This is a genomic window from Belnapia sp., assembly GCF_059504005.1.
The window spans coordinates 1-10500 of record NZ_JCACHU010000020.1 but is presented as its reverse complement, the minus strand read 5'-3'; the positions used below and the strand labels follow the sequence as shown (position 1 = coordinate 10500).

Annotated in this window: 13 protein-coding genes and 1 pseudogene; 7 read left to right on the top strand and 7 right to left on the bottom strand. The window is 67.2% G+C overall.

Translation table 11 applies throughout. The features are described from left to right. Positions 1–213: 213 nt before the first annotated feature. Positions 214–609, top strand: a complete 396-nt coding sequence (locus tag AC5JJ1_RS03695; protein WP_495783768.1) for a hypothetical protein — start codon at positions 214–216, stop codon at positions 607–609. 977 nt (positions 610–1586) lie between these two features. On the opposite strand, the gene AC5JJ1_RS03690 is transcribed toward AC5JJ1_RS03695, so the two are convergent. Together AC5JJ1_RS03690 and AC5JJ1_RS03685 are read right to left on the bottom strand one after the other, a co-directional pair. Beyond that, on the bottom strand, positions 1587–1901 hold the full coding sequence (locus tag AC5JJ1_RS03690; protein ID WP_495783767.1) for a hypothetical protein: 315 nt from the start codon (positions 1899–1901) through the stop codon (positions 1587–1589). A gap of 374 nt (positions 1902–2275) precedes the next feature. Beyond that, the gene (locus AC5JJ1_RS03685) at positions 2276–2587 is read right to left on the bottom strand and encodes a hypothetical protein (protein WP_495783766.1); all 312 of its coding nucleotides are present in this window, start codon (positions 2585–2587) and stop codon (positions 2276–2278) included. Positions 2588–2602: 15 nt separating this feature from the next. Between AC5JJ1_RS03685 and AC5JJ1_RS03680 the strand changes: the two genes are divergently transcribed. From AC5JJ1_RS03680 to AC5JJ1_RS03670, 3 genes are all read left to right on the top strand, one after another. Next, positions 2603–3019: an HD domain-containing protein gene (locus tag AC5JJ1_RS03680; RefSeq protein ID WP_495783765.1), complete on the top strand. Its 417-nt coding sequence runs from the start codon at positions 2603–2605 to the stop codon at positions 3017–3019. Beyond that, on the top strand, positions 2929–3534 hold the full coding sequence (locus tag AC5JJ1_RS03675; protein ID WP_495783764.1) for a hypothetical protein: 606 nt from the start codon (positions 2929–2931) through the stop codon (positions 3532–3534). The genes AC5JJ1_RS03680 and AC5JJ1_RS03675 overlap by 91 nt, the downstream gene beginning before the upstream one ends. Before the next feature lie 585 nt (positions 3535–4119). Then, positions 4120–5154 carry an IS630 family transposase gene (locus AC5JJ1_RS03670; RefSeq protein WP_495783763.1) on the top strand — a complete coding sequence of 345 codons (1035 nt, stop codon included), beginning with the start codon at positions 4120–4122 and terminating at the stop codon, positions 5152–5154. 173 nt (positions 5155–5327) lie between these two features. Here the strand turns inward: AC5JJ1_RS03670 and AC5JJ1_RS03665 are convergent, their stop codons facing one another. Then, positions 5328–6344 carry an alpha/beta fold hydrolase gene (locus tag AC5JJ1_RS03665; protein WP_495783762.1) on the bottom strand — a complete coding sequence of 339 codons (1017 nt, stop codon included), beginning with the start codon at positions 6342–6344 and terminating at the stop codon, positions 5328–5330. Between the two features lie 50 nt (positions 6345–6394). Further along, positions 6395–6778: a hypothetical protein gene (locus tag AC5JJ1_RS03660; RefSeq protein WP_495783761.1), complete on the bottom strand. Its 384-nt coding sequence runs from the start codon at positions 6776–6778 to the stop codon at positions 6395–6397. Between the two features lie 249 nt (positions 6779–7027). Between AC5JJ1_RS03660 and AC5JJ1_RS03655 the strand changes: the two are divergent. The 3 genes and pseudogenes from AC5JJ1_RS03655 to AC5JJ1_RS03645 form a co-directional block, all read left to right on the top strand. Then, positions 7028–7258: pseudogene (locus AC5JJ1_RS03655) on the top strand (2-dehydropantoate 2-reductase N-terminal domain-containing protein); the annotation flags it as partial. Positions 7259–7349: 91 nt separating this feature from the next. Continuing rightward, positions 7350–7607, top strand: coding sequence for a ketopantoate reductase C-terminal domain-containing protein (locus AC5JJ1_RS03650; RefSeq protein ID WP_495783760.1), 258 nt, complete (start codon positions 7350–7352; stop codon positions 7605–7607). A 57-nt stretch (positions 7608–7664) separates the two neighbouring features. After that, positions 7665–8501, top strand: a complete 837-nt coding sequence (locus AC5JJ1_RS03645; RefSeq protein WP_495783759.1) for a GNAT family N-acetyltransferase — start codon at positions 7665–7667, stop codon at positions 8499–8501. 344 nt (positions 8502–8845) lie between these two features. Here AC5JJ1_RS03645 and AC5JJ1_RS03640 read toward each other — a convergent pair whose 3' ends face one another. The 3 genes from AC5JJ1_RS03640 to AC5JJ1_RS03630 form a co-directional block, all read right to left on the bottom strand. Beyond that, positions 8846–9037 (bottom strand): hypothetical protein, encoded by a 192-nt coding sequence (locus AC5JJ1_RS03640; RefSeq protein ID WP_495783758.1) that lies wholly within the window; start codon positions 9035–9037, stop codon positions 8846–8848. A 271-nt stretch (positions 9038–9308) separates the two neighbouring features. Further along, positions 9309–10136, bottom strand: coding sequence for an IS5 family transposase (locus AC5JJ1_RS03635; protein WP_495783757.1), 828 nt, complete (start codon positions 10134–10136; stop codon positions 9309–9311). A gap of 84 nt (positions 10137–10220) precedes the next feature. Continuing rightward, the coding region (locus AC5JJ1_RS03630; protein ID WP_495783756.1) for a transposase domain-containing protein at positions 10221–10500 on the bottom strand (280 nt) is incomplete at its 5' end.

Below are 10500 nucleotides of genomic sequence, written 5' to 3'. Positions count from 1 at the left end.
CAGCCTCACCAGCTATCCTTATCTCGAACAAGTCAGGGTTTAAGCGGGTCGGTATTACAGTTGACCGGGTCATCTTATGACAAGGATGGGTCAAAGGCAGGACGACGGCTTCGGTTAGGCCTCCCGCCACTCTTGCCATTGTCGCTCGAAGGCGATGACTGCGTCTTCCCAGGACTCGGCAGGGCCGAGGCGAGAGTCGCGCCCTTGGCCGCCATGTTCGAGACCATGCTGGCGGGCATGGCGGAAAGCACGGCCTTCGTCGCCATGGTCGGCACTTCGCCCCTGCTGGTCGTCGCGCCCCTCGAGGGGGCCAGCGGCGCCGTGCGGCTGCAGTTCGAGGGCCGCGCGGGCACCTTCGTCTTCCTTGTCCATCTGCCGCTGTTCTTCGACAGGCCGGGCGAGCCGGAAACCGTCGCCACCGTCATCAGCACGTCCTGGAAGCTGGAGGGCGCGCTGGGGCGGGAATCCCTTTACGCGGCGAAGGTCGCGCCCACGGGAAACCTCGGCGACATCGACGGCCTCGTCGTTGCCGTGGAGGACTTCCTCGCCGAGTTCCTCGCCGACGTGTCGGTGCCGCCGGTCGGCCGGGCCTGGCTCGGGAACGGCTGACGCCGGCCGGTCACCGTGCATGGCCCGGCGATGGCTCCGCCAGGCAGGGCAGCGGCTCGAAGTCCATGCCGCGACCCTGCAGACGAGGGCCTCGGGCAACTCGCCGACGCCGAGGTCGCGCGGGCCGATGCCCCTCCTCCGCGGCTTGCCGAGGTTGCCGGGGCAGATGTCGAGCGTCCGGGCGCCGAGCGCGTCCCGCATCCACGCCAGGCAGCCGAGCAGCTCCTCGAGCTCGGTCCCGTGCGGCGCCCAGCGGGCCAGGCCGCACCCACGTCGCCCGCAGCCCCGGCGGCATCGCGACCGCGGGCATCTCCTCGCGCAGCACGGCGTAGGGCATCCTGTCCCTGGAGAACCGGCTCCCAAACGGCACCCAATGGACGACGTCCACCTGGGCGAGCGACGGGTACGGCGAGGGCGCGCCGAGGATGGCGAGGGCTGCGGCGGCCTCGTCCGGCGAGGTGGTGAGCTTGAGGGCGCGGCTGTCGTCGAGCAGCCAGATCCGCCCCTGGTAGCCGTCGAGCGGTGCGCCCGCGGCGGGGACGCCGAGCAGGTCCAAGCACCTCGTCGCTGAAGAACGGGTCCTACACAGCGCGCGCATTGCCGCCTCGCCTCCGTAGGCTTGCCTGTGGCCATGCTATCGGCATCGCTGGCGAGGCGGCGCGACGGTCCGGTTAGGTGGCGAGGCCTCCCGGCGTCGTGGCCCGCTCTAGGTCTGCGACGTCGCGGGCGTCAGTCACCGCCTCCTTGAAGGCCACGCCGCATTCTTCGCATGAGGTCCGCATGGAGACGAGCAGCAGCCTCGCCTGAGCGGCCGAGTGTCCCCTGACGCCGCTGGCGGCCCGGTAGGCCCGCACGGCCGCCTCAGCTGGGCAGCGTGCGCGATCGTCAGCTGGCGCCACCGGGATCACCTCGTTGGCCTCCGTACTGACTGGGACCTAGCCGATCGCCGGGAAGCGCCAACAGTCGGTGGATGGGACCTAGCGACGGGACCGCCACCACAGTACGAGGCGGCGCCATTGCCGCGCCGTCCAGGCGGCTGAGATCTCCAAGGGAGTCTTGAGCGCCGGGAAGTCGTCGGTCAGCAGCATGAAGCCCAACGGCAGCATCCAGAGCCCGAGGATGGGCAGGATGGAAAAGACGCCCCCCATGATGAAGAAGGCGGCGGCCAGCAGCCGCAGTGGCTTGCGTGGCGGGTGACGCAGCCAATGGACGGCGTCTCGCAGCCGTGCGGGCAGCTTGGTGAGGAGGTATTCCACCCGTGCGTCCCAGGCAGCGTGGATGGCGGCGCTCATGGCCGTCTACCAGCGCCGGTGGTAGCCCCCGGGTGGACCGTAGCCACCTTGGGGGTAGCCGGGCCCCCCTCGATAGTAGCCCCTGCCGGGCGCGATTACGCAGCCCGCCAATGTGATAGCCGCAATCGCGAGCAGGATGATCCTCATGGAGTTGCAACGTCATCGGGCGCGGATGGTTGCGAATGCCTTTCGTAAGACCTCACCGACCGACGGGCCGCTCTCGCCGCCATTCACGGCGAAGCGCCCGACGAAGAAGCGCCAGCGGTCGCTCCTGACGAGGCCGCGGTCAATCCTGCCCCCGCGCCGGTCGCAGCTTGGCGCGGCATCGGGCAAGCCGGATGCGCTTCCGGCAGCGCGGCACCGGACCTCGAGGCTCAGCGTCCGCCGCGCCGCGGCGCCTCGCCTGCGCAAGGCGCCAAGACCGGCGAGAGCGCCTCCTCGGCCCCCTCGGAGTCATAGCGGGCGGTGACCGCGGCGTCCCCGGCCCGGACCCGGACGGCGGCGGTCCGCGTCAGGGACCGCGCGAAGGCGGCCACCTTGGCGCCGTTCAGCAGCACGAGGTCGCGGCCGCGGCCGACGGCCCAGGCGCTGGAGGTGGGCGCCTCGCCGTCGATGCGGACGGTCACGCGCTCCGTCAGGTTCGGGAACCGCAGGGCGATGGACTTGAGTGCGAAGGAGGCGACCATTGTCCCGTCCCGGCAGTGGAACACAAGGCCCGCGGCGGTCCCCTCCGCCAGTCGCCGATCGTGAACCGTAGCCGCCGCGAGAACAGCGCGGAGCATTCCTGGCACTCGGCCATGTTCGCCATTGTCTTGTCGAAGCATGCCGAGGTGGCTGTCGACGGCGGGCATGTGGTGAAATTTCTGCTCGTCCACGACATCGTGGAGATCGACGCGGGCAATGCTCCCATCCACGCTGCAGACAGTGCTCCCGGCCCGCAGACCTTCGCCACTCCCATCATCGTTGACCCATGCGATCCCTGGGGAGCAGCATCCCTTGCCCCTTCACCAGGGCAGGGAGAGGCGACATGTACATCAACATCAGCCGCTACGCAGGCATGGCCGGAAAGATCGGCGAGGCGGCGCCGAAGGTCCAGCAGGGCTTCGTCCCGATGCTGAAAGGCCAGGCGGGCTTCCTTGGATACGCGGCATTTGCCAGCGAGCAGGGCGATATCGTCGCCCTTACCATCTGGGAGAACGCTGACGCACTGGCGAACAGCCGGGGGAGAATCCGCGACTGGGTAAGCGGCAACCTCGCGGGCTTCGCGGAGCCGACCGAGCGCTTTCATGGCGAAGTCGGGCCGCACGCCATCGTCGCACCGCAGAGCGGCAGCCAAGGCCAATCCCTCTACTGCCTGATGCGGAAGGCGCAGAACTTAGCCTCCGTGGCAGCCCATCGTCCGGTTGTCGAGGAGATGCTGGCCGCGGCACAGAAGGTCCCCGGCTTCCGTGGCGGCTATTGGCTGCGCTCCGCGGATGACCTCACACGCGGAGCGTCTATCCTGTTCTTCGAGAACCGCGAGGACGCCGACGCCGCAAACGAAGCGACACTAATCATCATGAAGAAGCAGCAGCCCAACGTGACCGTCCGCGTGGCGGCCTCAGGGAAGACCGCCGTCCTGGCAATGGCCTGAACCTGCCGGAACATCCGCGAGCCCGGCGAAGGCACGAGCCCGGCGCGAGCCGGGCCGTGAGCAGCAGCACGGGGACGAGCCGCCGGATCGTCTTCCCAACGCTGCGGTCAGGCCGAATTGCGCTGCGGAGTTCCGGGTGCGGCAGGCGCCATCAGACCAGACCATCCTGGGGCGGTAATCGCGGTCAGGCTAACCAGCGAACAGGATGCTGCCCGTCGCGGCCGCGGCTAGGCTCCCTTCCGGCGGCGCCCTCGGCTGTAGCGAGACTGGCACGATGCTATACCTCGCGCCTTCCGCACTCGATGACCCCAGCGACCGATGGTTCCCCATAACCGCACTGGTTAGCGCGCGGACCGATGGGAATAAGCTGCCCGTCGTGGCGCTCGCGGCCGCGCTGCGCGACTACGGGGCGAGGCAACTGTGCTCTGCGACGGCAATGTCTCTGCCGCGATGCTGTTGAGCCAAGCGTATTGCGGCGCGCCCAAGCAGCGCAGGGTGGTGGGCTGCCACCACTCGGCCTGCACATCCTATTGATCCGGCCTGGGCGGTCTTGAAGGCAAGTAGGATCTGCCCAGGTTGGGGGTTATGAAGCATGTGGACATGCGCAAGCTGCCGGCGGCAGCGCAAGAGGAACGACGGCGACAGGTGATTGGCCTGCGCCAAGCCGGCCTGACCTACGGTGCGATTGCGGCGCAGGTTGGGCTGACCCAGACCGGGGTGTTCGATATCTGTAAGCGCTACGCCGAGCGGGGCGCGGCCGGGTTGAAGACTGGTCCGCGCGGGCCCGAGCCAGGGTATGGCCGCTTCCTTGATGCCGGGCAGGAAGCAGAGACCCGCGGGCTGATCCGGCGGCACACGCCTGACAAACTGGATCTGCCGTTTGCGCTCTGGAGCCGGGCGGCAGTGGGCGAGCTGATCTGGCAGCGCTTCGGGGTGCGGCTGGCAGTGCGGACCATGGGCACCTACTTGGCCCGCTGGGGCTTCACCGCGCCGAAGCCGCTGCGGCGGGCCTACGAGCAGGACCCGGCCGCGGTGCGGCGCTGGCTGCGGCGGGACTACCCGGCGATCGCGGCCCGGGCGAGGGCGGAGGGCGGCGCCATCGTCTGGGGTGACGAGACCGGCGTGCGTTCCGACGACGTGCGCGGACGCGGCTATGCGCCCCAGGGTCGTACACCGGAGGTGCGGGTCAACCACAAGCGGGCCAACCTCGGTCTGATCTCCGCGGTGACCAACAAGGGCGAGCTGCGCTGGATGGTGCTGGACGGCGGCATCAAGGCGCCGGACCTGCTCTGCTGCCTCACTCGCCTGGTCCGTGACGTCGGTCGGAAGGTCTTCCCCATCCTCGACCGCCTGCCGGTTCACCGCTCGGCCAAGGTCCGCGACTGGCTGGCCGGGCGCGACGCCGAGATTGAGGTTTTCTACCTCCCCGGCTACAGCCCCGAGTTGAACCCGGACGAGGGGCTCAACGGCGACCTGAAGCGGGCGGCCACCGGCAAGGCGCCGGCGCGCAGCAAGGCAGGGCTCCAGCACGCCGTTCTCGGCCACAGGCGCCGGCTGTCGAAGCTGCCCGACCGCGTCCGCAGCTTCTTCGGGCACAAGACCTTCCGCTACGCCGCCTAATCCAAGATCACCCAGGCCGGATCAATAAAGCGGGCGACCGCGCCGCAGAAGGTCGCCAACATGATGGACAATCTCGGGCGCGGGGTGATCTCGCCGACGGAGATCATCGCCCAGGCGATCTAGATCCGGATCGCTGCACTCAGCAAACGCGAAGTGTGGACAAGCCGGGCTGGCTAGGACCGCAGCAGTCCTTTTAGGGCCTCGTCGATGAACCGCACATCCGCCGGGTTCAGCCCTGGGCCTCCAGCGCAATGGCCCCAAATGGAAGGAATGGGGCGCAACTCCGCGTTTGGCATGTGCGCGACCTCGTACTCGCTGTCCTCGGGCGGGAAGTAGAGGTCCGTCTGCCCGGGCATAACCAGCGCTTTGGCCGTGATGGCGCCAAGAGCCTTATCGAAGTCTCCACTGTAGGTCCGGTTGCTCGAGATGTCCGCGTGCTGCCACGTCCACAGCATCGCCAGCAGGTTATTGGCGTCCCTGGGCAGGAACAGCCCCTCCCAGAACCCAACGAGGAAATCTTCGAGAGAGGCGAAGCCCATGCTCTCGGTGTCGAGGCGCCCGCGGTAGAATGCCTGCGAGAAGCCCCAGCCCGCGTAGACCCGGGCCATCGCCCGCAGCCCCTTCGTGGGCTGTCGCTCGTACCAGCCGCCCTGGAAGGCATCATCGGCGGTCAGTGCTGCCTTCACGCCCTCAAGAAAGACGAAGTTGTGCCGCGAGGTTCGTGCTGAGCCGCAGAAAGGGGCGATTCGCTCAACCATCTGCGGGTAGGCCGCGCCCCACTCGAAGGTCTGCTGCGCGCCCATCGACCAGCCGACCACTAGCCGCAGCCGCACGATGCCGAATTTTTCAGTCACTAGCCGATGCTGACAAGCCACGTTGTCATGGACCGTCACGCCCGGGAAGCGCGCACGGTCCCAGGGTGGGGATGTGTTGCTAGGCGAGGAGGACAGGCCGTTGCCAAACATATTCGGAACGATGATGAAGTACTTCTCCGGGTCGAGCGCCATCCCGGGGCTGATCAACCATTCATTCTCGGTGTGTTGCCCGGAGTACCAGGTCGGGTAGACGATCGCGTTGTCCTTCGCCGCGTTGAGCCGCCCGTAGGTCTTGTACGCGAGCTTGGCGCCGCGCAGCGTCGCCCCGGATTGCAGGACGAAATCACCAAGTTCGAGTACCTCGTGGTCCGCCATGGCCCTCTCCCTACCTGACTTGTTCTGAGACCGCTCCCCGGCCGCGGCGTCTACGCCGCGATGCCCACCTCCACCGCCCCTAGCCCCTCGAACTCTGCCCGGGCGCGATCTCCTCGCGCAAGCAGGAACATTCGGCTGATCGAGCCGGTCATGATCAGGTCACTCGCTTCGAGTGCTAGGCGGAACGCCACGAGCTTCCTTGCCAGCCAGATCATCGATTTCACCGAATCTCCGGGCACGGCGTTGTCCCATCGGGCGCCGCCTCGTTGGCGTTCATCAGCATGTGCGATGGGGATGTGCGTCCAGTTGAACATGCCGTCGCGGGCACCGAAATCGTTCTGCATGTCGATGACCAGAGCAGCGTATCGCTTACCGTCATTCTCGATGGGCTCGGGCTGGGCGACAAAGGTAATCACATGGGTTTCAGCTTGCATCGGCCTCCTGCCCGGCCAGTAGGACCCGGAGATCTGGCCATGCACGTCATTACCGGGCCAGACGGCCTCCCGGATGGCTGCATCAGACGGATGTGGCGGCGCAGGACCTCGAAGTCGTAGCCAGGACCAGCCCGCCATGTTTACGATCTACGGGCGTCCAAGGCCCGTCGGTCTGCTCGGTGGGAGGGTGTCATGCGCATTTTGGTGGTCGGAGCCGGGGCGCTGGGCGGCTACTTTGGCGGCTGACTGGTGGAGGTAGGACGCGACGTGACCTTCCTCGTTTGCTCTAGCCGGGCTGAGCAAATCGCGCGGCACGGACTGCGTATCGACAGCCTGTGCGGGAACGCCGACCTGCGGCCCCGCACCATCCTGGCTGAGGCGCTGGCCGGGTCCTTTGACCTCATCCTTCTCGCGGCGCAGGCGTACTCGTTCAGCACTGCGGTCGGTGACCTCGCGCCCACGGTCAGATCTGGGACCGTCATCCTCCCCGTCATCAGCGAGCGTTGGCGACATCCTTGCCGCGCCCGGCGGGTGGGGGGCGATCCCGTCGTTATTCTCCGTGTGCTGAGCGGTGGCCGAAGCGGCGGGGCACGAGCCACATCCAGCCTTCGTCGAGATCGCCTTGGGCATGCTCAGGGAGGGCTCCTCGCTCACCGCGTCGATGCTGCGCGATATCGAGGGCGGGGGCCCCACCGAGGGCGAGCACGTGCAGGGCGACATGGTGTCGCAGGCGGAACGGATGGACATGCCGACGCCGCTTCTGAGGCTCGCGCGCTGCCACGTTGGCAGCTACGAGGTCCGCCTTGGGCGGGAGCGCGCTGGACCGTAGCTACGCCACCGCCACGACCGGAGGTAAGTAGGAATGAGGACAAATATCCGCCCCGTCGTGACCGACGATGCGCAAGCGTGCGGCCGACTCATCTACGATGCCTTCAACGGCATCGCCGACGCGCACGGCTTCCCACAAGACTTCCCGTCCGTCGATATCCCGACACAGTTTGCGGCCACGTTCATCGCCCATCGCTCCATCTTCGGGGTGGTCGCTGAGGAGGGCGGGCGGGTGGTCGGCACAGGCTTCGTGACGGAACGCGACGCGATCCGGGCCGTGGGACCGATGGCGGTCGATCCGGCCCACCAGGGCGGCGGCATCGGGCGGCAACTCATGGAAGCCGTGCTCGACCGCGTCGGAGGGGCGGTTGGGGTGCGCCTCGTGCAGGAAGCGTTCAACACCCGCTCAATCGCCCTTTATACTTCGCTTGGCTTTGAGGTGAAGGAGCCCCTGCTGTTGATGCGCGGCACGCCTCGGAGCGGACCGAGGCCCGGCTTCACCGTCCGCCCGCTCGTCTCCGACGATATCGGCACCACTACGCGGCTGTGTGCCGGAATCCACGGCGTAGAGCGCAGCGCCGAACTCCGGGATGCCCTGAACACGTTCGAGCCGCTCGTAGTGGAACGTGGCGGCCGGATCACCGGCTATGCGACTGCGCCCACATTCTGGCCGATGAATCACGGTGTCGCCGAGACCGAGGGCGACATGCAGGCGCTTATTGCAGGGGCGGCGGGGAGCCCCGAGCCGATCTCCTTCCTACTACCGGTGAGGCAGGCCAACCTATTCCGCTGGTGCCTTCAACAGGGCATCCGGGTTGTGAAGCCGATGACGCTGATGGCAATGGGAGAATACAGGGAGCCGAGCGGAGTTTGGTTCCCTTCCACCTTTTACTGACCGGCCGCGCTAGCCTGTAACACGGGCTATGTTGTACCGGCGGCGTATATCCGTCTGTCGCCACCGGCCATCACCTTCGGTACTCACGCCCGCCCGAGGGCCCGGACGGTGCCGGGCGCAGCGGCTGCAGGAAACCCGTCCGCTATTCAAGATGGCACACTTTGGCGCGCAGCTGCCGCTGGAGAGGAACTCAGCCTCGACCCCAAGGACAGCCGAGGCGCCCGTTCCTTGCTGGCCATCAAGTCTCATCGGATAGTGTGATCCGATGCCGCGGTTGCCGAGATGGCCAAGCGCTGACCTCGGGGAGGTTCGGACCTAGCACGTCCCGCCAGCGGCAGCCGGGGTCAGCCTTGCAGCACGTAATCGCCAGTGGCGGGCGGCAAAATGAAGTCATCCGCCATCAGATGGTGGATGCCCAAAAGTTCGATTTTCGCGGTCGGGCCAGTTGGCACGGTGGGCGGGTCATCGGCATTGCGACAGCCAAAAAGCACACTGATCTGCACCACGGTGTTGCCGTCGGCGATGTCGTAGCGCAACTGGACGCCAAAGGTGGCTTCGAAGCCCTGCGTGCCAAGGAAGATGCTGGTAGCCTGCCCCTGTGGCGGGGAAAAACCGGTTATGGTAGCCGGTCAGGTCAATCGTGTCCTGGCCGTGGGAGAAATCATTGATGACATCTCGCTGGCCGGGGAATTGAAGAGCGTCTTCCAGAACAGACCACTGCCTATTTAGGCCGCAAATGGTTTCATCCCGAGCGGGGATCCATGGGTTCTGGCTGAAGTGGCCTAACTGAGTGTCTGGAAAGGCGGATCATGCGGCGATGCGGCGGAGCATGAGGCGCGACATTGCGGCGTGGATCATGGCTTGGCCTGTCTCCGGCAGGCGCTCGTAGTCACGGGCGAGACGGCGCGAGCGCAACAGCCAGGCGAAGGTCCTCTCCACGACCCAGCGTCGCGGAATGACCTGGAAGCCCTTGGGCTTCTCTTCCAGCCCGTAACGCCACAGGTGCCGGTCGCGGTGCTTCGGCACCTCGACACGCCAGCCGCGCTCGGCCTGCAGCCAGCGTGCGAAAGTCCCGGCGTAGGCGCCGTCGGCCCACACCAGTTCCAGACGTAGCAGTTCGCCATCGCCTGCACGCCCGACGAGGAGTTGCGCTCCGAGCCGGTCGTGCAGGTCGGCGGCGTGGACGTGGGCGAGAAGGACGAGGCCGGCCGCATCCACAGGAATGTGCCGCTTCCGGCCGAAAGTCCGCTTCGCGGCGTCATAGCCGCGCGCCGGGCCGCCGACGCCGGTGGCCCGCACGGTCTGGCTGTCGATGATGGCAGCCGACGGCTCGGGCTGTCGTCTCTCAGCTTGACGTGCGAGATCACGAAGCCGGTCGTGGGCATGCCGCAGCGTGCCGTCGAGCCGCCAACGCCGGAAGTGCGCGAACACCGTCTGCCACGGCGGGAACGAGGTGGGCAGCATGCGCCAGGCGCAGCCGGAGCGAACGAGGTAGAAGATCGCCTCGGCCATCAGGCGCCGGGGCCACTTGAGCGGCCTTCCGGTCGTCGCCGGTGGCGGAAGCAGCGGCTCAAGGGCCGCCCATTCGGCGTCGGATAGGTCGGTCGGATAGCGGCGGGATCTGGCTTCACGCATGGCTGCCTCGGCTTGGAAAGCTAAGAAGCTCCAACGCGTTAACGTAAGCGGAGCTCTGCGGCCCTTGGCCTTTGGTGTTGACGGTCAGGCGGCGGTGGGTTTGGCCCAGTGCCATGGCATCATCTCGTCGAGGCGTGCCTGTGGCCAGCCATTCACGAGGCGGGTCAGGAGGTCGGCGAGGTAGCGCTGCGGATCGACGCTGTTGATCTTGCACGTCTCGATCAGCGACGCGACGGCGGCCCAGTTCTCAGCGCCCTCGTCGCTGCCCGCGAACAGCGCATTCTTTCGGCTGAGCGCCACGGGTCGGGCGGCGCGTTCGACGGTGTTCGTATGTGTGCCTTGTGAAGGTGCACTGCTCTCCCTG

Bases quoted from the DNA above. Each gene is read 5' to 3' on its own strand.
- AC5JJ1_RS03675 (WP_495783764.1), top strand. From the start codon at position 2,929: ATGTACATCAACATCAGCCGCTACGCAGGCATGGCCGGAAAGATCGGC.
- AC5JJ1_RS03670 (WP_495783763.1), top strand. From the start codon at position 4,120: ATGAAGCATGTGGACATGCGCAAGCTGCCGGCGGCAGCGCAAGAGGAA.
- AC5JJ1_RS03690 (WP_495783767.1), bottom strand. From the start codon at position 1,901: ATGAGCGCCGCCATCCACGCTGCCTGGGACGCACGGGTGGAATACCTC.
- AC5JJ1_RS03685 (WP_495783766.1), bottom strand. From the start codon at position 2,587: ATGGTCGCCTCCTTCGCACTCAAGTCCATCGCCCTGCGGTTCCCGAAC.
- AC5JJ1_RS03665 (WP_495783762.1), bottom strand. From the start codon at position 6,344: ATGGCGGACCACGAGGTACTCGAACTTGGTGATTTCGTCCTGCAATCC.
- AC5JJ1_RS03660 (WP_495783761.1), bottom strand. From the start codon at position 6,778: ATGCAAGCTGAAACCCATGTGATTACCTTTGTCGCCCAGCCCGAGCCC.
- AC5JJ1_RS03635 (WP_495783757.1), bottom strand. From the start codon at position 10,136: ATGCGTGAAGCCAGATCCCGCCGCTATCCGACCGACCTATCCGACGCC.
- AC5JJ1_RS03695 (WP_495783768.1), top strand. From the start codon at position 214: ATGTTCGAGACCATGCTGGCGGGCATGGCGGAAAGCACGGCCTTCGTC.